Annotated in this window: 20 protein-coding genes; 10 read left to right on the top strand and 10 right to left on the bottom strand. The window is 64.8% G+C overall.

What is annotated here, in order from left to right:
* Positions 1–116: 116 nt before the first annotated feature.
* A complete protein-coding gene (locus AC1DN0_RS34485; RefSeq protein ID WP_477104463.1) occupies positions 117–893 on the bottom strand; it encodes a MipA/OmpV family protein in 777 nt (258 codons plus the stop codon).
* A 261-nt stretch (positions 894–1,154) separates the two neighbouring features.
* Here AC1DN0_RS34485 and AC1DN0_RS34480 point away from each other — a divergent pair, with 261 nt between their 5' ends.
* Positions 1,155–2,489: an ATP-binding protein gene (locus tag AC1DN0_RS34480; protein ID WP_477146354.1), complete on the top strand. Its 1,335-nt coding sequence runs from the start codon at positions 1,155–1,157 to the stop codon at positions 2,487–2,489.
* 5 nt (positions 2,490–2,494) lie between these two features.
* Here the strand turns inward: AC1DN0_RS34480 and AC1DN0_RS34475 are convergent, their stop codons facing one another.
* Complete coding sequence (locus tag AC1DN0_RS34475; RefSeq protein WP_441636530.1) at positions 2,495–3,001, bottom strand: acyloxyacyl hydrolase; 507 nt, start codon at positions 2,999–3,001, stop codon at positions 2,495–2,497.
* 360 nt (positions 3,002–3,361) lie between these two features.
* On the opposite strand from AC1DN0_RS34475, the gene macA reads away from it, so the two are divergent.
* Genes macA through AC1DN0_RS34460 form a run of 3 tightly spaced genes read left to right on the top strand, consistent with a single transcriptional unit; the run spans position 3,362 to position 7,909 of the window.
* The gene (macA, locus tag AC1DN0_RS34470) at positions 3,362–4,495 is read left to right on the top strand and encodes a macrolide transporter subunit MacA (protein WP_441636532.1); all 1,134 of its coding nucleotides are present in this window, start codon (positions 3,362–3,364) and stop codon (positions 4,493–4,495) included.
* Positions 4,492–6,489: a MacB family efflux pump subunit gene (locus AC1DN0_RS34465; RefSeq protein ID WP_477146353.1), complete on the top strand. Its 1,998-nt coding sequence runs from the start codon at positions 4,492–4,494 to the stop codon at positions 6,487–6,489. Before macA ends, AC1DN0_RS34465 begins: the two co-directional genes overlap by 4 nt.
* Positions 6,482–7,909, top strand: a complete 1,428-nt coding sequence (locus AC1DN0_RS34460) for an efflux transporter outer membrane subunit (RefSeq protein ID WP_441636357.1) — start codon at positions 6,482–6,484, stop codon at positions 7,907–7,909. Before AC1DN0_RS34465 ends, AC1DN0_RS34460 begins: the two co-directional genes overlap by 8 nt.
* 40 nt (positions 7,910–7,949) lie before the next feature.
* Here the strand turns inward: AC1DN0_RS34460 and AC1DN0_RS34455 are convergent, their stop codons facing one another.
* Both AC1DN0_RS34455 and AC1DN0_RS34450 read right to left on the bottom strand, forming a co-directional pair.
* The gene (locus AC1DN0_RS34455; protein WP_441636355.1) at positions 7,950–8,579 is read right to left on the bottom strand and encodes a sterol desaturase family protein; all 630 of its coding nucleotides are present in this window, start codon (positions 8,577–8,579) and stop codon (positions 7,950–7,952) included.
* A 92-nt stretch (positions 8,580–8,671) separates the two neighbouring features.
* Positions 8,672–9,379 carry a YebB family permuted papain-like enzyme gene (locus AC1DN0_RS34450; protein ID WP_441636353.1) on the bottom strand — a complete coding sequence of 236 codons (708 nt, stop codon included), beginning with the start codon at positions 9,377–9,379 and terminating at the stop codon, positions 8,672–8,674.
* A gap of 116 nt (positions 9,380–9,495) precedes the next feature.
* Here AC1DN0_RS34450 and AC1DN0_RS34445 point away from each other — a divergent pair, with 116 nt between their 5' ends.
* On the top strand, positions 9,496–10,245 hold the full coding sequence (locus AC1DN0_RS34445; protein WP_441636351.1) for a helix-turn-helix domain-containing protein: 750 nt from the start codon (positions 9,496–9,498) through the stop codon (positions 10,243–10,245).
* A gap of 556 nt (positions 10,246–10,801) precedes the next feature.
* Here the strand turns inward: AC1DN0_RS34445 and AC1DN0_RS34440 are convergent.
* The gene (locus tag AC1DN0_RS34440) at positions 10,802–11,389 is read right to left on the bottom strand and encodes a type VI secretion system amidase effector protein Tae4 (protein ID WP_441636349.1); all 588 of its coding nucleotides are present in this window, start codon (positions 11,387–11,389) and stop codon (positions 10,802–10,804) included.
* Complete coding sequence (locus AC1DN0_RS34435) at positions 11,382–11,963, bottom strand: PAAR domain-containing protein (protein WP_441636347.1); 582 nt, start codon at positions 11,961–11,963, stop codon at positions 11,382–11,384. The genes AC1DN0_RS34440 and AC1DN0_RS34435 overlap by 8 nt, the downstream gene beginning before the upstream one ends.
* 437 nt (positions 11,964–12,400) lie before the next feature.
* Between AC1DN0_RS34435 and AC1DN0_RS34430 the strand changes: the two genes are divergently transcribed.
* Positions 12,401–13,120 carry an SDR family oxidoreductase gene (locus tag AC1DN0_RS34430; protein ID WP_441636345.1) on the top strand — a complete coding sequence of 240 codons (720 nt, stop codon included), beginning with the start codon at positions 12,401–12,403 and terminating at the stop codon, positions 13,118–13,120.
* A gap of 111 nt (positions 13,121–13,231) precedes the next feature.
* Positions 13,232–14,209, top strand: a complete 978-nt coding sequence (locus tag AC1DN0_RS34425; protein WP_441636343.1) for an aldo/keto reductase — start codon at positions 13,232–13,234, stop codon at positions 14,207–14,209.
* Between the two features lie 44 nt (positions 14,210–14,253).
* On the opposite strand, the gene AC1DN0_RS34420 is transcribed toward AC1DN0_RS34425, so the two are convergent.
* Positions 14,254–15,618, bottom strand: coding sequence for an MFS transporter (locus tag AC1DN0_RS34420; protein ID WP_441636341.1), 1,365 nt, complete (start codon positions 15,616–15,618; stop codon positions 14,254–14,256).
* A gap of 40 nt (positions 15,619–15,658) precedes the next feature.
* On the opposite strand from AC1DN0_RS34420, the gene AC1DN0_RS34415 reads away from it, so the two are divergent.
* Entirely contained in the window at positions 15,659–15,922 is a 264-nt protein-coding gene (locus tag AC1DN0_RS34415; protein WP_441636339.1) for a hypothetical protein, read from the top strand.
* On the opposite strand, the gene AC1DN0_RS34410 is transcribed toward AC1DN0_RS34415, so the two are convergent.
* Positions 15,892–16,245: a VOC family protein gene (locus AC1DN0_RS34410; protein ID WP_035859727.1), complete on the bottom strand. Its 354-nt coding sequence runs from the start codon at positions 16,243–16,245 to the stop codon at positions 15,892–15,894. The genes AC1DN0_RS34415 and AC1DN0_RS34410 overlap by 31 nt on opposite strands.
* Positions 16,246–16,328: 83 nt before the next feature.
* Positions 16,329–17,114: a helix-turn-helix domain-containing protein gene (locus tag AC1DN0_RS34405; protein WP_477146352.1), complete on the bottom strand. Its 786-nt coding sequence runs from the start codon at positions 17,112–17,114 to the stop codon at positions 16,329–16,331.
* Positions 17,115–17,220: 106 nt separating this feature from the next.
* Here AC1DN0_RS34405 and AC1DN0_RS34400 point away from each other — a divergent pair, with 106 nt between their 5' ends.
* Positions 17,221–17,982 (top strand): metallophosphoesterase, encoded by a 762-nt coding sequence (locus AC1DN0_RS34400; protein WP_441636335.1) that lies wholly within the window; start codon positions 17,221–17,223, stop codon positions 17,980–17,982.
* Between the two features lie 300 nt (positions 17,983–18,282).
* Positions 18,283–18,753 (top strand): MarR family transcriptional regulator, encoded by a 471-nt coding sequence (locus AC1DN0_RS34395; protein WP_441636333.1) that lies wholly within the window; start codon positions 18,283–18,285, stop codon positions 18,751–18,753.
* A gap of 68 nt (positions 18,754–18,821) precedes the next feature.
* Here AC1DN0_RS34395 and AC1DN0_RS34390 read toward each other — a convergent pair whose 3' ends face one another.
* On the bottom strand, positions 18,822–19,739 hold the full coding sequence (locus tag AC1DN0_RS34390; protein WP_441636331.1) for a LysR family transcriptional regulator: 918 nt from the start codon (positions 19,737–19,739) through the stop codon (positions 18,822–18,824).
* Positions 19,740–19,993: the final 254 nt, after the last annotated feature.

Raw genomic sequence — 19,993 nt, 5'->3', positions numbered from 1 at the left:
CCACGAGGCCGCGCATCGGCGTGCCGCGAGGTGGCGGCGCGTCGATCTGGTGATACATCAGGATGGGGATTCGCGGCTTCATGTCTTCCCTCTGCGAATGAAAGTCGGATGCGATGCTAGAAGCTGTAGTTGAGCGAGGTCAGCCCGACATATGACTGCCTGGACTGCACGATCGGGCTGTTTGCGCTATCGCCCAGCAGGCGGCTCACCGAGACAATGCTGTGCACCGACCAGGCGCGCGATATCTCATAGCTCCAGGACAGCGACAGGCTGGCGCGGTCGAAACCCGCCTTGGTGGAATAGGGCCGGAAGCTGCTGTTGGCAGCCTGCGCGTCGGTCACGCCGAAGAAGGTCTGCGTATAGCGCCGCGAGCCGTAATGCAGGCTGGGACTGATGCTCACCAGGTGCCGGCCGGCCTTGTACACCGGCACGTCCATGTCGATATGGCCGCTCAGCCCGCGATCCCTGTTGGTCAGCGGCGCATCGAGGGTGATGCTGAGCGTGGCGTCGCCATAGATAGGCATGCCGACCTGGAACGCTCCCATGAACGATCCGGGGATACGGCCCATGCCTTTCAGGTAATCCGAACCGGGCAAATCGACTCGCTTGCGGTCGGTACGCCCAACGTCATAGTCGAGGCCGACAGAGGCGAACATGCCGTTGGAAAACTTGTGACCGTAGCCAATCCCCCCGCGCAGCGGGCTGACGAAAAACCCGTTGCCGAAATCCGCGCTGAACAGTGGCCCGATCACCGGCCTGTATTCGTTACTGCCTTCGTATCGCGGTGCCGCGCCGGCGACCAGCCCCACGGTGTAGACGTTCTCCGCCTGCACGCCGGCGCAACCGATTCCGCTGGCTAGAATTGCGCCGGTCCTTACATATTTACCAAGCATTCGTTTCACCCATGGCCCCTTGAACAAGCCCCAGAGTTTAGGGACGGGGGGCTACCCGTGTCTGTTGGAAAGTGACGCGAATATGTGCGGAATTGTGCGGATTTGTCTGGAGTTTATTTCGGCGCCAATTGGCAATTTGATCGCCGCTAGAATCGCATCGCCCAAGACGGCGATCGCGTAGCCTCGCGCGTTTCCGACGCACGCAAATCCGTTCACAATAGCCAGCGCCGGCCTGCCTGGCAGGAAGGAGTCAATGAATCCATGGTTCGCTCACTGCTCAAGCTCTACCTGGTGCTGATCCTTGGCGTAGCCGCCGGGCTCGCCGCGATCGACCATGTGCTGGTCCCGGCCTACCACCAGCAACTCAGCGAGACGGAACGCGAGAGGGAAAAAAGCTACAGCTACCTGCTTTCCCTCTATCTGGAGCGGTACGAAGGCGACGGGCGCCGGGCCGAGCTGACCAGGCTGCAAGACCATGCGAGCGAGAGCTTCGCCCTGATCGGCATGGACGCCGCGGGCCATCTTGGCGAGCGGCGGCTGCGCGACCTGCGCGATGGCAAGCTGGTATTCGGCACGGACGGCGACGACGCCTACCTGCCTTTGCACGATGGCCAGATCCTGCATATGAGCAAGCGGAATCTGGACTACACCAATATCGAGCTCATTGCATATGCACTGCTCGCCGGCACCACCTTGCTCGCCGTGGTTGCCTGGCTCTTCTATCACTGGCGCGAACTCAATGCCTTGCGCGAGGCGGCAAAGCAATTCGGCAGTGGCAAGCTCTCGACACGCGCCGGCTTGTCCAGGCGTTCCAACGTCTATCAGCTGGCCCGCCAGTTCGATGACATGGCGTCCCGCATCGAAGCCTCGGTCCTGCAGCAGCGCGAGATGATCCATGGCATTTCGCACGAACTGAAGACGCCGATCACGCGACTGGAGTTTGGCATTGCCCTGCTGCGGTCCGGCGACGCAAAGCAAGACCCGGCGCGGCGCGCCCGGGGCCTCGAAAAGCTGCGCGTGGATGTGCGGGAGCTGGACGAACTGGTGACAGAGTTGCTCACGCTCGGCCAGCTGGAGCAAGGCGCGACACCCGTGAGGCCAACGCTGGTCACCAGCGCGGAGATGATCGATAGTGTTGTCRCCGTCGTTGCGCGGGATACGGCAGACCGGGGGCTGGTCCTGCATGTGCGCAACAGCCGCCCGTATGCGCGCCACCTTTGCGACCCCCGCCTGGTGACGCGGGCGCTACTCAAGCTTTGCCGCAATGCGATCCGCAACGCGCGCGGCACCGTCGCCATCGAGGCCCATACCGATGCCGCCGGCACCCTGTCCCTCGTGGTCGAGGACGACGGCCCGGCCGTACCGCCCGAAGAGAGCGCGCGCATCTTCGAGCCCTTCCATCGCACCGCAGGCAGCGGCGACCGCCTCAACCGCGTCGGCCTGGACCTGGCGATCGTCCGGCGCATCGCGATGGCGCATGGCGGCCAGGTTTCGCTTGGCAGCGGCGAGGCAGGCGGCGCGCGGTTCGTGATCACGCTGCCCGCCCTGTACGCCTCGCCGGACACCGATGCGCGAGCGGCCGCGCAACCGGGCTGACCCGCTCAGAAACTGCGCGTGTAGGTCAGTTGAAAGACATCCAGCCCGGGATTGGGCCGCTTAATGCCCGCGTTGGAGAAATGCGAGTACCTGAACCCGATGCGATCCGCTCGCGATACCTGATACCCCAGGCCGACATGGTCCCCAAACTGGAAGGCCGTACTGATCTGCTTGCCGGCGAAGCTCGCGCCGCTGAATGCCGTCAGGCCCACCCCTGCCTCCAGGTAGATCCGCTCGCTCACCCAGCAGCGCAGCATCGGAATGGCGCTCGCTTGCCAGGCGCTGGCGGGCGTGCGGCCGCCGTTCGCCCACCAGTAGGACACGCCAAGCTCGCCGGTCAGGTCCAGGCGGCCCCAGCGCCCGCTGAACTGGTGGCTCCATAACGGCGAGCTTTCCCAATTCAGCGAGAGGCGCTTGTAGCCGTCGCCAAACCCCAGATGCATGCTGACCGCCCCCGGCAGGAACCGAGGCTGCGGATCCGCTGCATTTGCCAGTTCCGGTACACCGAGCATGGACAAAGCCACGCAGAGCGCGCCGCGCCATTTCATTCCCCTGGTGCCACCTGCCCGCCCGCCATCCGGATTTCGTACATCGCATTATTCATTGACATAGGCATTCATGATTCCCAATAAATGACCGGTCACGATACATAGAAATCCATAAATAATGATTAGAAAATCGTCCTGTTTTTGTGCATAAGTGTGCAGGCACTGGCCGCGCCTTCCCGCCCGTGCTGCCGGTCTTGCCAGGGGCAAAGACAAACAATCACGTCCTGGCACACTTTCATACAGTTAAGAATGGAATTCCCACAGACATGGCCGCGTCTGGCATCGAGAATGCGAGCCTGCCATTCCATCACGCACTCCAACCAGATGTCTAAAGAACCAGGACGTCTCCGGCGCCCCGTCATCGCCGCGCTGACCGCACTATCCGCCTTGGCCGCGCTGGCCTTCTGGCACCTGACGCCGGCCACGCAGCCCGAGTACATCACGGCGCTCGTGACCCGCGGCGACCTGGAGGTCTCCGTGCTGGCCAATGGCGTGCTGCAACCTGTGCGCCAGGTCGAGGTCGGCGCACAGGTCAACGGCCAGCTGAAATCGCTGAAGGTCAAGCTGGGGGACAAGGTCACGCGCGGCCAGCTCCTGGCGCAGATCGATCCCGTGCTGCTGGAGAACGCCCAGCGCCAGGCCGTCGCGGCACTGGCCAGCGGCAAGGCGCGGCGGGAGGCCAAGCTGTCGCGCTTGCGGCAAGCCCGCCTGCACTGGCAACGCCAGCGCGGCCTGCAGGCGCAGGAGGCGGCATCGCACCAGGAGCTTGAGATCGCCGAAGCCGACCTGCGCGCGCTGCAGGCCGAGCTGACCGCGCTGGATGCCGACATCGCCCAGCTGGACATCAAGGCCGAGTCGGCGCGGATCGATCTTGGCTATACCCGCATCGTCGCGCCGATGGATGGCGAGGTGGTGGCGCTCAATACGCTGGAGGGCCAGACCGTGGTGGCGTCCTACCAGGTGCCGACCATCCTCAAACTGGCGGACCTGGGCGCCATGACCGTCAAGGCGCAGGTGTCCGAAGCCGACGTGATCCGCATCGGCGACGGGCAGGCGGTCTACTTCACCATCCTGGGCGAGCCGGACCGGCGCTATCATGCGCGGCTGCAGGCCATCCAGCCCTCGCCGGAGAAGATCAATAACGCCGTGTTCTTCAACGCGCTGTTCGACGTGCCGAACCCCGAGCACAAGCTGCGCATCGACATGACGGCCCAGGTCGCGATCATGCTGGGCGAGGCCAGGAACACCCTGCTGGTCCCGCTGGCGGCGCTGGGCACGCGCGACAAGGATGGCACGGCTGCGGTACGGGTGCTGCGCGCAGGCCAGCACGTGGAGAGCGTGCAAGTGCGCACCGGCCTCGCCAACAACGTGCACGCCCAGGTGCTCTCCGGCCTGGTGGAAGGCGATCGCGTCATCACGGGCGATGCCAGCGCCATGGCCGGCAAGGGGGAGCCATGACACAGGCGCCCCTCCTGCTGCTGCAACACGTGGAGCGCAGCTACCGCGCCGGCGACCAGGACATCCCGGTCCTGCGCCAGATCAGCCTGGCCATCTGCGCGGGCGAGATGGTGGCCATCGTCGGCGCTTCCGGCTCGGGCAAGTCCACGCTGATGCATATCCTGGGCTGCCTGGACCAGGCCAGCGCCGGCCGCTACCTGGTAGCCGGGCAGGATGTCGCCGTGCTGGACGACGATGCGCTGGCGCGCCTGCGCCGGGAGCGCTTCGGCTTCATCTTCCAGCGCTACCACCTGCTGGCCCGGCTATCCGCGGCGGAGAACGTGGAAGTGCCTGCCATCTACGCCGCCACCGACCGCGCCGCCCGCCGTGCCCGCGCGCTCCGGCTGCTGGCCCGGCTCGGCCTCGGCGACCGCGCCGGCCATCGCCCCGCCCAGCTCTCCGGCGGACAGCAGCAGCGCGCGAGCATCGCCCGCGCGCTGATGAACGGCGGCCAGGTCATCCTGGCGGATGAGCCCACCGGCGCGCTGGACAGCCACAGCGGGCAGGAAGTCCTGGCGATCCTGCGCGAGCTGCATGCGCTCGGCCACACGGTCATCATCGTGACGCACGACATGGGGCTCGCGCGCAACGCCGGGCGCATCATCGAGATTGCCGACGGCCGTATCGTGGCCGACCGCGCCAACCGGCCGGCACCCTTCCCTGCCACCGGACAGGTGAACGCCCCCCGGCCGCCGGCCGCGGAGCCGGTGGCCAATGGCAGCGAAGGCGATGCTCCACCGTGGCGCACACGCGCGTGGCATGGATTCACCGAGGCGTTCGCCATGGCCTGGGGCGCGCTGCTCGCGCATCGCATGCGTACTGCGCTGACCATGCTGGGCATCATCATTGGCATCGCATCCGTGGTGTCCATCGTGGCGATCGGCGAAGGCGCCAAGCGCTATGTGATGAACGATATCCGCGCCATCGGCGCCAATACGCTGGAGATCTTCCCGGGCGCCGACTTTGGCGACGACCGCGCCGCCGGCATCCGTACCCTGGTGGAAAGCGACATCGACGCCTTGCACGCGCTGCCTTACGTGGACAGCGCCACGCCAGTCACCAGCAAGGTACAGCGGCTCAGGCACCGCAACGCCGACGTCAATGCCTCCGTGCACGGCGTGGGCGCGAGCTTCTTCCGCGTACGCGGCCTTGGCATGACGCAGGGCGCGCCCTTCCGGCCAGACGAGGTGCGGCAGCATGCGCAAGTGGTGGTGATCGACGAAAAGACGCGCCGCAAGCTATTCGGCAACGTGACGCAGGTGCTGGGCAAGATCGTGCTGGTGGGCAGCCTGCCCTGCGTGGTCATTGGCGTCGCGCGCGAGAAGAAAAGCATGTTCGACGACAACGGCAGCAGCCTCAACATCTGGCTGCCCTACACCACGGCTGGCAGCCGCTTGTTTGGCCGGGCGCATTTCGACGAAGTCTCCGTGCGCATCCGCGACGRCCAGCCCAGCGCGGCGGCGCAGCACGGCATCGAGCGCGTGCTGACGCAGCGCCACGGCAAGAAGGATTTCTTTACCTACAACATGGACAGCATCGTCAAGACCGTGGAACGTACCGGCCAGGCGCTCACCCTGTTCCTGTCGGCGGTGGCGGTGATCTCGCTGCTGGTTGGCGGCATCGGCGTCATGAACATCATGCTGGTCTCCGTGACAGAGCGCACCAGGGAGATCGGCATCCGCATGGCCGTCGGCGCACGCCAGCGCGACGTGCTGCTTCAGTTCCTGACCGAAGCCGTGCTGGTCTGCATGCTGGGCGGTGCGATCGGTACCTTGCTGGCCTATCTGATCGGGCTGGTGCTGGCGCTGCTGATGCCGCAGTGGCAGATGGTGTTCTCCGCAAGCGCGGTGGCTGGCGCTTTCGTGTGCTCGTCGCTGATCGGCGTGGTCTTCGGCTATATGCCGGCGCGCAATGCCGCGCGCCTGCAGCCGATCGAGGCGCTTGGCCATGAATAGCCGCCCGCGCAAGCTGCCGGCGAGGCGTCCTTTCTCGCTGTCGATGCTGCTGTCGATCATCGCGCTTGCCCTCGGTGGGTGCGCCGAGTTGCGCCCGCCTGTTGAAAACCCCGCGCTGGAAGTACCCTGGCAGTGGCAGCATGCGCCACGGCATTTGCTTGCCGCGCCTGCCGCCGGTGCCCTGGGGCCGGACGCGTGGTGGCAGTCCTTCGGCGACCCGCAGCTCAACGCGCTGGTGGCGTCGGCACTGGAAACCAACAACGATCTCGCCATTGCCGCGCTGCGGCTAGAGCGGGCCCGCTTGCTCGCGGGACTCGCCGGCACCAGCCGCCTGCCCGAGGTTGCGGCGGAGGGCCGGGCTACGCGCCAATGGGGGCTGGACGGCGGCGGGCGGCGCGACCAGTCGGCCATCAATGCCACCGTCAGTTACGAAATCGACCTGTGGGGGCGGCTGGCCAGCCTGCGCGGCGCCGCGGACTGGGAGGCTCGGGCCAGCGCAGCCGAACTCGAAGGCGCGTCGATCACTCTGGCCGCCACCACGGCCACGCTGTACTGGCGTGCGGGGCTGCTGAACCAGTTGATCGATATCTCGGACCAGAGCCTCGCGGACGCGCGGCGCACGCTGGAACTCATCGAGGCGCGCTACCGTGCCGGCGCGGTCTCCGGGCTCGACCTGGCGCAGGCCGAGCAGCAACTGGCCGCGCTGCTCGCCGAACGCACCAAACTGGACCAGGAGCGCAGCGAGAACCGCCAGGCCCTGGCCATCGTGTTCAACCGTCCACCGGAGCACGGCACGGCCGAGCCGCCGGGCCTGCCCACCAATGCGCTGCCGCGCATCGCGCCCGGCATCCCGGCGGCAGTGATCGGCAGGCGCCCCGACGTGCGGCAAGCGGAATGGCGCCTGCGCGCCGCTCTTGCGGACTCTGACGCTACGCGCGCCGGCTTTTATCCCAAATTGACGCTGACCGGTCTCGTCGGCACCAGCAGCGCGGCGCTAGCCTCGTTGCTGCGAGATCCCACCGCCCTGCTCGGCGCGGGCCTGAGCCTGCCCTTCCTGCAATGGGAGAAAGCAAGGCTGACGATACAGGTCTCGCAAAACGAATACCGGGAAAAGGTGGTGCGCTATCGCCAGTCGCTGTACACGGCGTTCGCCGAAGTGGAGAACGCGCTGTCCGGCCATGCCAGCCTGGCACTACGGGATCAGCGCCTGGCTGAATCCCTGCAGGCGGCGAGCCGGGCCGAACGGCTCGCCGCGGTCCGCTACCGGGCCGGCGCCACCGCGCTCCAGCCGTGGCTCGACGCCAAGGAAACGCGGCGCACGGCCGCGATGGCGGCGGCGCGGAATCGCTTCGACAGGCTCGTCAATGTCGCCACCCTGTACAAGGCGCTGGGGGGCCCGCCGGTGGAGGGAGATGGGTGAGGCTTGCTGGGTGTGGGCCGGTGCCAGGATCATGAAGATGTCACGGACCATCTCCCTGGTGAACATCCCCAAAGCGCAGCATCTTCCCGAGTTGCTGCTCCCTGTCGTCGTCGAAGCCACAGGTCCCGTCCCACGAGCGCGGGTTCTCGTACGTACCGAAAAGCATGTCCCACCATGTGATGTCGCCATAGTTGTTCTTGTGGCGCCCGGATTCGTGGTGGATGCGGTGCATTTCGGGACGCTGGAAGATGAGCCCGACCCACTGGGGCGTCCTGCAGTTCGTGTGATAGAAGAACTCGCCCGCAGCCGTGCACAGCGTATAAACGGCACCGGCTTCGGGTGACAATCCCAGTAACGAATACACGAGCAGACTGCCGATCATTGAGTTGACGACCATTTCTCCCGGGTGCTTGTAAAAGGAAGTGATCACCTCAAGTCGTTGCGGGCTGTGATGAATCTGGTGAAAGCCGCGCCAGAGCAGATCGTGCTCGTGCCGCCAGCGGTGCCACCAGTAAAACACGAAGGTCGCGATGAAATAAGCCACCAGGCCGCCGGCCACCGGCGACATATGCTTCGATAGATGAAAGACAGCCCGCGATGAAAGCCACTTCTCCCATGTCAAGCCCGCCGCGATCACAACGCACAGTTGGACGCCGTTGAGCGCTAGCACGCGAACGGGTCATGTCCGCACGCGTGGCAGTGTCCAGCCGATATGCAAGCGCTCCAGCACGAAACAAAAGGCAAACAACGAAAATACAATGATCAGCATGACGGTGTCCCCCGCTTTGCCGCCGGCTGCCGTGTTCTTACGGCATCCCTCTGCGTATCGAAGACAATGTGCATGAGCGGGCTTCGAAGCAAGCTCGCCGGCGTGACGGTGCACCGTTGCCACGGGATACGGCCGAGGTACCAGAGACGCCAGAATGCGAGCCTCGGATGCGAATTGTGACGCAGTAGCATTGCGAACGTCTCTACCTCGCCAATCTCAATATCCGTCGCTTCCCGGATGACTTCACGAACAAAGCGAGAACAAAACTGGCGGCGCGAATTCACGTTGAATCCGGTGTCGTAGAGGGTGCCCATCCTGCTAACAGCTGCCGCGATCAGCATGCTGCGATGCGCATCGCTGAGCGGTGTTGTGAGTCTTGCGACCGCACATCTTCCATGTTCGGAACGCTTCAGGAAAGACGTCATCGGCGTTGTCCGCGCAAGAGGAAACGTGCTCTCCGCAATTAATGGATCATCGCAGCGGTTGTCAACAATGATCCCAACGTGATTCGTCCATGAGTTCGTCGCGCTCGCCACTTCCAGGAAAGGTCGTGCAGTCACACGGATGAAAATCAGGTCTCCAATCTGAAGAGCGCCCGCCGGAGGTCCACCCGGCAGTTCAGACGTGCACGGCGTGGGGGGCGAACCCGCGCGCATGCCAACCATACGGATAGTCCTGATCATCCTGGCGCCTATGGTCATACTGGCCTCCTTGCTTTTCCAATGGCGCGCAGTATGCGAGGAGGTCGCGAATTTCGCACCTTCTTTTCCAGAAAGTGCTTACAATGATACTTTTGGTATCGTATATCAATACTTTCATGACCGAGGTTACTCAGCTCATTGCGACCATCAAGCAGCGCCTCAAAGCTGCGGGAATGACTTATCGCGACGTTGCGCAAGCGCTTGGCCTATCGGAACCTAGCGTGAAGCGCCTGCTGGCTGGCGGACGCCTGACGGTCGAGCGACTCGCCCAGTTCTGCGATCTGCTCGGTCTAACGATGGCGGAATTGCTGCAAGAAGCAGAGTTGTCACTGCCGCGCCTGCATCAGCTTACGCGTGAACAGGAAGCGCAACTCGTATCGGATGAGAAGTTGTTGCTGGTGGCCGTGTGTGCGCTGAATCACTGGTCGCTGGAAGACATGATGTCGGCCTATCGCCTGTCGATAACCGAGTGCATCAAGAACCTGCTCGTGCTGGACCGGATGGGCCTGGCGCATCTGAAACCGGGAAACCGGATACGTCTGCTCGTCGCGCGGGACTTCGATTGGTTGCCGGACGGCCCTATCCGGCAATTCTTTTTGCAGCAGGGCTTACCCGATTTCATGGATAGCGGATTCGACGGGCCTGACGAGACCATGAACTTCGCTCACGGCATGTTGACGAAGTCCGCATACTCCCATTTGCGGGTCGAACTGGACAGGATGCGCAGCAAGCTGGCAGCGCTGCACAACGAATCCGCGGCCGCCCCTCTGACTGAGAAACGCGGAACCGCGCTGCTGCTAGCAATGCGTGTATGGGAACCGGATGCGTTCAGAGCGCTTAAGCGGATTCCTGAAGCGGGGGGGTAGCCGATAGGCGGAAATAACGCCGGGCGGTCCACAAACCCTGAAATCGCAGCACGGACGGGACGTCCGTTTGTCGAACTCGGCCGCCGGACCATCCCCGGAACTCACACCCTCATCCTGCCCACCGCCACCCGGTCCGCCTCGGCACTCTCACCCAGGAATTCGGCGAAGAACCAAAGCTATCCACCACCCTGCCGGCCATATTCGTCGTGGACACATTCACCATCGCCACGGCGCAGTCCACTTCGGGGGAGATTGTTGCCCCTTGCAGTTCATTTGATTGAACAAGTGGCCCAAGTAAGCGCCAAGACAATCGCGGAGACCATCGCGAGTACGCCCACGCTGGCCCGGCGTCGCCAGACCGGTGTTCGATTCGGCCTCATTGCCAACCCTACGGCGAGCGCACCCACAGCGGGCATAAGGACGGCTGTCCCGATCATGCCAAGCGCGATCCAGGTCGGACAGAGTTCGTTGCAGCGTGGAGTCCAGAAGCGCCACAACGCCATGCCGATCGCCACGCCAATGAAGGCTGATGCCGTCACCACGAATAGCCTTGCCCTCACTTCACCTCCCAAAACAGTATCTCTGTTGCCTTGCCAAGATCAGAATAACCAGGTCCGCTTTCCCATCCTAGGTTAAAGCGGAAGAAGTTGGTCGCCGCTCCCCTGATACTCCCTGACGTCATCCGGGATCCGTTCCACAGGTCGATATGACCACCGCTCTGGCCCGACTCGCCGTCCCGCGTCCAGTAGTTCTTGAACGCAACTATGCCAGTGCGCCCGTTGATTTTCTTCTGCCAGTCAGCTCCGGTGATGTTCTCCGGTGCGCCGATGCCAGCCAGGGGCTTCAGCCGCAACCATTCCGCCATCTCTGAAGCCAGAACAGCCGTGCGCTTGCCGTCCAGGCGAATCTGGCCCTTGCCACGGAATGACTTCATTTCTATCCCTACCCTATGCAGGGTCACGCTCATCCGAATCGCGCACTGATTCTTAAAGGCGGGCGGCACGTCTCCTGTCTTGGGATCGACGTATGGCGTTCCTCCCGGATAGGCCGCCCACAATTCGGCAAATGAGACAGTCCTGAGCTGCACCTCCGCTTTGGAGTCCACTTTTGTATTGGTCGGCACCTGCTTTTTTTTGTTAGGCATCTTCGTCTCCAAGATGCTTTTCCAACGCTTCATCCCCCCAATAGACCGTCAGCGAGCCGGTGGCCATCGTAGCAATGCGAGGCAGCCGTCCCTGCTCGTCCGTGTGGCCGAACAATCCGCGGCCATCTGACGTTTCCACAAAATACGGATAATCGGCAATTGGTCCGCTCGGACTCACCGCTATCACCAACTCGTCGAAATTCTCCGGAACCTGCGCTCCCGTAGCTGCGACTCCCGCAATACCTGAGCCACGCATCTCGGATGCACCATCGCGCGCGCCCATATCCTCGAACCACTTCTCGCCGGCAAGCTCTGCAACGATGCGCTGTGGGCGTGGGCACTTGCACATCACCACATCGCCGTCCAGGGCAATCTCGCCCATGAACTGCATCCGACGCGGCCCGCCCGCCTTGGCAATTGTGCCGGTGCTCTTGCAGGCTTCGCAGTAAGCCAGGCCTCCGATCAGTGCGGCCTGGTGGCCGGCATCACCAAAACTGCAGCGTCGGCTTGCATATGGCAGGATCGTCCCGCCGCGCTCCAGTGCGTCGCCAACGCAGGCAATTCTTCGCATCATGGCTGGGCCTCCCAAATGCCGGCGGTCCGCTTGTCTTTCTGCATATGCTCTCCCTCTGGGTTGTTCACGGCGGGCAGGTGCCTGCAAACATTTACGCCCAATGCACCACCGAAATCAATCAGACGAATCCGAATCTGCAATGACAATTTTCGTTATGCATGTCTTGCATGCGAATCCTAAAAAAACGCCCATGCTGCTTCTGCGTGCGGCAATGCACTTAATGAGATCGACGACATTTGGCGACTGTGCTCATGAGAAATGCTTAGTTCATTGGATCGCGGTTCGGGAATATAGTCCGTGGACCCTGGCGCCATGGCAGGGCATCTCCTTTCCGCCACTGGCGCCTCAGCAAACCGCCGAGAATGCACTCACCGATGAACGCACTGCCAGACCCTGCACATCAAGCCGATTATCAAACCCGGCAGAAATCCACCGGGATGTCCGGCAAGACCGCAGTCATCATCGGCGGCACCTCCGGCATCGGCCGCGCCGTGGCGAACCGCGTTATCGCGGCCGGCGGCGCGGTAATCCTCGGCGGCCGCTCGCGAGAGACGCTCGACGCGGAGCTGGCCCGCATCGCCGCGGCCGGCGGCACCGCCTCCGGCCATGTGGTCGACATGGCCGCGCAGGAATCGGTAGCCGCGTTCTTCGCCAGGATTCCCCGCCTCGACTACCTGTTCGCGCCCGGCGCGGCCTACCAGGTTGCCTCCATCCACAGCGATGACCACGACGCGGTGGAAAGCCCCTTTCGCAGCAAGTTCTGGGGCCAGTACCACGCCGTGCACGAAGCCGTGCCCAAGATCTCGCCGGACGGCGCCATCGTACTGATGTCCGGCGCCGCGGGCGCGCGACCTATCAAGGGTGCCTCGGCGTACGCGGCTTGCAATGCCGCCATCGAAGGCCTCGGGCGGGCCCTTGCGCTGGATCTGGCGCCGGTGCGGGTCAATACCGTTTCGCCGGGGACCATCGACAGCGACCTGTGGCAGCGCCGCCCTGCCGAGTTGCGCGCGCACGCCTTCGACAGCTACAGCCGCAGCACCGCGCTTTGCCGGGTCGGCGGCGTGGACGAAGTGGCCGACGCAGTGCTGTTCCTGTTCGGCAATGGCTATACGACGGGAACGACCCTGTTCGTCGACGGCGGCTACGTGTTGCCCTGACCGCTGCCGCGCGTGGCGCCGTCGTCCTCGCCGGAATTCGCATACCATGCCGGAGTGCGCCGAAGGCCCGCTGCCGGCGGCCGGTATCAATGACATCGGAGGAGAGACGAGATGGACTATGTGAGCTTTGGCTCGACGGGACTGAAGGTATCGCGGCTGTGCCTGGGTTGCATGACCTATGGCGTGCCGGAGCGCGGCAACCACCCCTGGACGCTTGGCGAGGAAGCCAGCCGCCCGTTGATCCGGCAGGCGCTGGAAGCCGGCATCAATTTCTTCGATACGGCCAACGTGTATTCCGACGGCACCTCGGAGGAAATCGTCGGCCGTGCGCTGAAGGATTTCTCCAGCCGCGACGACGTGGTGATCGCCACCAAGGTGCATGGCCGCATGCGTCCCGGCCCGAACGGGGCGGGCCTGTCGCGCCGCGCCATCCTGGCCGAGATCGATAACAGCCTGCGCCGGCTGGGTACCGACTATGTCGACCTGTACCAGATCCACCGCTGGGACCCGCATACGCCCATCGAGGAAACCCTCGAAGCGCTGCATGACGTGGTCAAGGCGGGCAAGGCGCGATATATCGGCGCTTCGTCTATGTATGCCTGGCAGTTCTCCAAGGCGATCTACACCTCGCGCCTGCATGGCTGGACGCAGTTCGTCAGCATGCAGGACCATGTCAACCTGCTGAACCGGGAGGAAGAGCGCGAAATGCTGCCGCTGTGCGCCGCCGAGGGCATCGCGGTGATGCCGTGGAGCCCGCTGGCGCGCGGCCGCCTGACACGGCCGTGGCAGGCCGGCAGCGCCCGCGAGGAAAGCGACGCGTTCGGCAGGTCGCTCTATCGCCATACCGAGGAGGCGGACCGCAAGGTAGTGGAGCAGGTGCACGCCATTGCGCAGGCGCGCGGCGTGCCGCCGGCGCAGGTCGCGATGGCATGGCTGGCGCAGAAGCCGGGGATCACGTCGCCGATCCTTGGCGCGTCGAAGCCGAACCATATCGAGGATGCCGTGGCGGCGCTGTCGCTCGGGCTGACCGGCGCCGAGATCGCCGCGCTGGAAGCCCCCTATGTGCCCCACGCGCCGGTGGGCTTCTGAGCCGGCCGTCATCGTGGCCGCCCCCGGTGGCTACCGGTGGCCGGTCACTCTCCGGACGGCTGCATGGCAGCCGCGCCGGTATCGCGCGTGATCAGCCGCAAACCGCTGGCAATGCTGGCCACGCCGGCGAAGCCAGCGCCAATCCCGAGCGCCAGCGTGGGCCCGTGGCGGCCCGCGATGCCGAAGCTCAGCGCTACCAGCGCCGCGCCGGTGGCCTGGCCAAGCAGGCGCGCGGTCGCGATCACGCCACTGGCGCCGCCGCTGCGCGAGCGCGGCGCGCTCGACATCAGCGCGTTGAGGTTAGGCGACTGGAAGAAGCCAAAGCCCGCGCCGCAGATGGCCATGCGGATGCCGATATCCAGCGCACTGGGATGCGCCGGCAGCAAGGCCAGCGACGCCATGCCCATGCACATGACGGCCAGCCCGACGCCGCCAAGCAAACCCGGCGGATAACGGTCCGACAGCCGGCCCGCCAGCGGCGCCATCAGCGCGACAACCGCTGACCACGGCGTCATCAGGAAGCCGGTCTCGATCGGGCTGCGCCCGAGCACGCTCTCGAAATAGAACGGCAGCGATACAAAGGCCAACCCCTGCGCCGCGAACGAGAAGATCGCGGTCATGGTCGACAGTGCAAACATGGGGCGCTTGAGCAGGTCGATCGGCAGCATTGGCGCGGGATGGCCGCGCTCGCGGCGCAGCAGCAGCACGAACGCCACGAGGAACAGGGCCACCGCCGCCAGCGACTGATGCAGTGGCGCGCGCTGCGCGCCCTCCCCCAGTGCAAAGATCAGCGAGGCGAACATGACCACGTTCAGCCCCGCCGCGACGCGGTCGAAACGATGCGCGCCGCGCACCGTCTGCGGCAGCGCGGGCCATGCGATATAGAGCGCCAGCAGGCCGATAGGCAGGTTCACGGCGAACAGCCAGGGCCAGGGTCCGAGCGAAAGGATGATCGACGCCACCGTCGGCCCGACCGCGAACGATACGCCAACCACCAGCGCATTCAGCCCGACCCCTCGCCCCAGCCGGTGTGGCGGAAAGATCGCGCTGATCAGCGCGGCGTTCACGCTCATGATGGCGCTCGCGCCGACGCCCTGCAGCAGCCGGGCGGCGGCCAGCGTCGGCAGCGACCAGGACAGCGCGCAGACCACCGAAGCGGCGATAAACAGGATCAGCCCGCCAAGGTACACACGCCGGTGCCCGACGATGCCACCGAGCGCGGCGAAGGGCAGCAGCGTGGCCACCATGGCAAGCTGGTAGGCATTGATGACCCACACGGATGCCGCGGGCGTCGCGTGCAGGTCGGCCGCGATGGCCGGAAGTGCTGTGTTGGCGATCGCCGTATCGAGCGTGGCGAGGGAGACTGCCACCAGGATGGCAGCCATGCCGCGGCGTTCGAGCGGCGTCATGGCCACATCCGCGGCACGGGCTGGGGGATTGGAATCCGCAATGTTCGACACTGTCTTCACCGGTTACCGCCGCGGCCGGACCGCGCCGATGCGCCACCGCCCTGCCGCTACAAGCTACTCGCTATTGTCTGATACATGGAGCATGGTTAATGCGCGCGAAATGGGGGAAAACGGCAAAAAACGGCGAAAACCATGGCAAGCCAACACAATACGGGAAAACGCGAACATCTGCTGGCGGCGCGCCCGCCGCCAGCTTTCAAGTGCCGGCCAAGCCTATGCCGCGGACCACACCGCCAGTTCGTAGCCGTCCGGGTCCCGGAAGTGGAAACGCCGGCCGCCCGGGAACGAGAACACCGGCCTGACCACGGTGGCGCCGGCAGCTTCCACGCGGCGCTGGGTCTCGGCCAGGTCGTCGGCATAGAGGATCACAAGCGGTCCGCCGGGGCGGACCTCTTCGCCGGTGGTGAAGCCGCCGGTCAGCCGGCCATCGCTGAATTCGCAATAGGTAGGGCCGTAGTCGGTGAAGGTCCAGCCAAAGACCCCGCCGTAGAACGCCTTGGAACGGGCGATGTCGCTGACGTTGAATTCGATATTGTCGATCTGACGGTCCTGGCCTCTGGTTCCCATGGCGACTCCTTGATGTCGGATGTTGGATTGATGGGCGCCATGATCGCCCAGGCACAGCCAAAAAGCTTGAATAAAACGGCCACTCAAACCCGCAGCTGGCGCAACAGGGYCGTCGCGGTCATGCCGCACAGCGACTGGATCTCCCGGCTCAGGTGCGCTTGATCGGCATAGCCCGCGTCCGCGGCCAATGCGGCCAGGCCGCCATCCGCCGATACTCGCGCCAGCGTCAGCGCGTGCTGGAACCGCAGGATCCGCTCAAGGGTCTTTGCGCCATAGCCGAAATGCTCGATGCTGCGGCGCCTGAGCGTGCGTTCGCTGAGGCCCAGCCGGCGCGACAGCTGGGGCATGGTCTCGCCCGCCGTGCCGGCATTGGCCTGCACCAGGGAAAAGATGGCTGCCGCCTCGCGGCTCGGGGTGGCGACACGCGGCGCCAGATTCGCCAGCTGGCTCTGGAATACCTCGGCACGTTGCGTGCCGGCCTCGGCCATCCGCCCGGCAAATTCAAGCGCGCGCCGGCCCCACAGGTCGGCAAGGTCGACCTCGCAACCGACAATGTCCGACAGGGCCAGGCCCAGCCAGTGCGGCGCGGCGCCAGGCTGGAAGCGCGCGCCCAGCACCGTCGCGCCCGGCGCCAGGTCTGGCCTGGCCGCCGTGATGTCCGGCCCGACGACAAGCAGCCGGCCGTCGCGCCAGAGCAGATCCACGCAGCCGTCCGGCACCACGGCGACCGCCCCGGCGTGACCGGCCGGCAAGGCGCTGGCCCATACGCACTGGAAATGCGCCTGCAGTTCCGGCCGGGGCGTGGCTTCGCAATACCGGCCAACGGTGCCGGCCAGCGCGGGCACCTCTCGCGAATCGCTTGCTTGCATTACTCTCTGTCCGGGAGAACTTACGGATTGCAGGCAATGCCCGCCAATAGTCGAATGCTGGAATAGTGGATTAGCGGCATTATCCCATTCTGCAAAGGAGAGACTTATGAAGATAGGATTGGTTTCGGACCTGCATCTTTCGGTTTATCCGATGGACTTTCCGAACCCCGATGTGGACGTGATGATACTGGCCGGCGATATCTGGCGGCCCAGGGAAGCCATGGCGTGGGCCGCCGCCGCGCGCCTGCCGACGCTGTATGTGGCGGGCAACCATGAGTTCTACGGCAGCGACCTGGCGACCACCATGGACGCCCTGCGCGCAGGCGCGGCCGGAACGAGCGTGCAGGTGCTGGAACGTACCGAATGGCACTACCGTGGCGTGCGCTTCCTGGGCTGTACGTTGTGGTCCGACTACCGCCTGTTCGCCTCGGCGCAGCAGCGCGAGGATGGCCTGCGCGACGCCCAGTCCCTGATGCGGGACTTCTCCCGAATCCGCGTGGCGCCGGATTTCGAGGAGCGCTTCACGCCCGCCACGTCGCAAGCCCTCTTCAGGGATTCGGTAGCCTGGCTGGACGAGCGGTTCCAGGCCGGCCACGACGGCAAAACGGTCGTCATCACCCACTTCGCGCCGTCGCCGCTGAGCATCAGCCCCAAGTTCGCCGGCTCGCACCTCAATGCCAGCTTCGTCTCCGACCTGAGCCGGGAGATCCAGGCCTGGCAGCCGGACCTCTGGGTGCACGGCCATACGCACGACAGCTTCGACTACAAGGTGGGCGCCACCCGCGTGGTGTGCAACCCCCGGGGCTATGCGCGCGAAGGCAAGCTCGAGAATCCGCGCTTCGATCCCAATCTTGTCATCGAACTGTGATAGGCCCAGGATCGGCCTGACATGGGCAACGCAGGCCGGATCGCCGCCGCGTTTGCGGCGCGGGCGCTGCGTCATCCCGCAGCCGGCAATCCACTTGGGACTTTCCCTTGGTTTGCGGCACAAAGCGCACTCTTTGACCTTCCTTCCGGAACGGGCATCTCGCGATCGGCGCCGTTGTTTGCTACTGTCTGGTCCGCAGGCAAGCAAGGCGGGCCTCGCCCGCCACATCCCTGTGCCGTCCGGGCCGGCCACGCACCGGCCCCTGGTCTGGCGGCAAGCTCGAAACAGGAGACAACATCAATGAGGCCCAGGGCTCTGGAACCGACCGAATCAGTACTTCTTGCCTTGATGGACAGCGTGCGCGAGTGGCAGCGCGTGCTGGACCAGACTCTCTCCGATGTAGGACTCGACTATTCCAAATGGATCTTGCTTCGCGCGATCCGTCAGGACGAGTTCGTTCGCCACGAGCCCCATCTTGGCCCGATGCTGATTTCCGCTCCACAGTCTGAAAACCTCCTGCACACATTGCACGCGGATCACTGGATCGAGTTCGATCCCGCCGGCCAGCCCTTTATCCCCGCGGGCGCCGTACCCAGGGTAGAGCGTGTGTGGAGCGGCATGAAAGCACTGCACTCGGTATCGGTAGCGCCGTTCAGCACCGAGGAACGCACCGCCCTCACCGCTTCCTTGAGGCGCATGAAAGCCACCTTGCACGATCACAGCCTGCGCCTTGGGCGGCAGGCGGAACAACGGGTGGAGCCGGCGCACTGATGCGTGCTTGCAGGGGCGGCAACGCCAGCCCCCGGCAAGCGGCATCGGGAGCGCTGCGACCAATGCCCCTACCTGCCGCCGTTGAATAACGGCGATGCTTCGATGCGTTCCAGCATGCCGCGCGCCGCGCTGGTCAGTGGCCGGTTGGCCCTGACGATCAGGCGCGATTGCGCGGCCTCGAAGATGGGATTGGTGGTACGCAACGCAACCAGTTCGCCTTTGGCGACTTCCTTCACCACCGAGTTCGCCGACGTGAAGGTCAGCCCGAGGCGGCACTCGACGTAACGCTTGAGCGTCAGGATCGAGTTGGCGACGAAACTCGGGGTCAGGACGATATTCTCGGAAAGCTCCGCCATCTCGATCAACTGGCGCAAACCGAAGCCCGGCGCCATCAGCGCGACCGGATAGCGCGCGACGTCCTTCAGCGCGGGCCGCTTGCGCTGGCGCGCCAGTGGGTGATCCGGCCAGGCGATGACGCACAGCGGATGCGTGCGCGAATTGACCACGCGAACGGCGGGATCCGCGGGCGGGCCGAAGACCACGCCGATATGCGCGTCGTCATGCGCCACGGCGCGCACCGCGTCGGAGGCGCCGGCCACGCGCAGTGAGACGCGGATGCCGGGATGCTGGCGGCAGAATTCGTCCACCACGCCGCTCATCAGGATATCGACGAAACCTTCGCTGGCGACAAGCTGGATGTCGCCGCGCTGCAGGCCGTTTACCTCATCCAGCCGGGTCATCAGCGCCTGCTCGCTGGCCTGGCGGTCGCGGCAATGGTCCATCACGATGGCGGCGATTTCGGTGGGGACGATGCCGCGGCCTTTGCGTTCCAGCAGGGCTACGCCGAGTTCTGTCTCCAGGAGCTGGATCTGGCGGCTGACGATGGAGGGTTCGACGCCGAGGCGTTCGGCGGCACCGCGGACGGAGCCGGTGGTGACGGCTTCGAAGAAGTATTGCAGGCGTCGGGGGCTTAGGCCGCCTTCCATTTTTTGGTTCCTTGGTTTTTGGGTGGTTGGTTTGTGGTGGATGGCTTCGAAGGCTTTGCTACAACTTCAACTTCAACTTCCAAGGCTTAAAACCTTAAAGTCAAGGGCGGTTTCACCCCCCTGCGGGGGGCGACCTACTTTCTTGTCTTGCCAAGAAAGTAGGCAAAGAAGGCGCGCCGGATGGGGCGACACCCCCTCGGGATCCGGCGAAAAGAGCGGCCGGGACCCAAACTCGCATCGCCTTAAGGCGATAC

It is taken from the genome of Cupriavidus sp. 05N39, from assembly GCF_056397325.1.
The sequence above is the reverse complement of the archived record's forward strand: the minus strand, read 5'-3'. Positions and strand labels throughout refer to the sequence as shown.

Bases quoted from the DNA above. Each gene is read 5' to 3' on its own strand.
- AC1DN0_RS34485 (WP_477104463.1), bottom strand. From the start codon at position 893: ATGCTTGGTAAATATGTAAGGACCGGCGCAATTCTAGCCAGCGGAATC.
- AC1DN0_RS34475 (WP_441636530.1), bottom strand. From the start codon at position 3,001: ATGCTCGGTGTACCGGAACTGGCAAATGCAGCGGATCCGCAGCCTCGG.
- macA (WP_441636532.1), top strand. From the start codon at position 3,362: ATGTCTAAAGAACCAGGACGTCTCCGGCGCCCCGTCATCGCCGCGCTG.
- AC1DN0_RS34460 (WP_441636357.1), top strand. From the start codon at position 6,482: ATGAATAGCCGCCCGCGCAAGCTGCCGGCGAGGCGTCCTTTCTCGCTG.
- AC1DN0_RS34450 (WP_441636353.1), bottom strand. From the start codon at position 9,379: ATGACCATAGGCGCCAGGATGATCAGGACTATCCGTATGGTTGGCATG.
- AC1DN0_RS34445 (WP_441636351.1), top strand. From the start codon at position 9,496: ATGACCGAGGTTACTCAGCTCATTGCGACCATCAAGCAGCGCCTCAAA.
- AC1DN0_RS34440 (WP_441636349.1), bottom strand. From the start codon at position 11,389: ATGCCTAACAAAAAAAAGCAGGTGCCGACCAATACAAAAGTGGACTCC.
- AC1DN0_RS34435 (WP_441636347.1), bottom strand. From the start codon at position 11,963: ATGATGCGAAGAATTGCCTGCGTTGGCGACGCACTGGAGCGCGGCGGG.
- AC1DN0_RS34430 (WP_441636345.1), top strand. From the start codon at position 12,401: ATGTCCGGCAAGACCGCAGTCATCATCGGCGGCACCTCCGGCATCGGC.
- AC1DN0_RS34425 (WP_441636343.1), top strand. From the start codon at position 13,232: ATGGACTATGTGAGCTTTGGCTCGACGGGACTGAAGGTATCGCGGCTG.
- AC1DN0_RS34420 (WP_441636341.1), bottom strand. From the start codon at position 15,618: ATGACGCCGCTCGAACGCCGCGGCATGGCTGCCATCCTGGTGGCAGTC.
- AC1DN0_RS34415 (WP_441636339.1), top strand. From the start codon at position 15,659: ATGTTCGACACTGTCTTCACCGGTTACCGCCGCGGCCGGACCGCGCCG.
- AC1DN0_RS34410 (WP_035859727.1), bottom strand. From the start codon at position 16,245: ATGGGAACCAGAGGCCAGGACCGTCAGATCGACAATATCGAATTCAAC.
- AC1DN0_RS34400 (WP_441636335.1), top strand. From the start codon at position 17,221: ATGAAGATAGGATTGGTTTCGGACCTGCATCTTTCGGTTTATCCGATG.
- AC1DN0_RS34395 (WP_441636333.1), top strand. From the start codon at position 18,283: ATGAGGCCCAGGGCTCTGGAACCGACCGAATCAGTACTTCTTGCCTTG.
- AC1DN0_RS34390 (WP_441636331.1), bottom strand. From the start codon at position 19,739: ATGGAAGGCGGCCTAAGCCCCCGACGCCTGCAATACTTCTTCGAAGCC.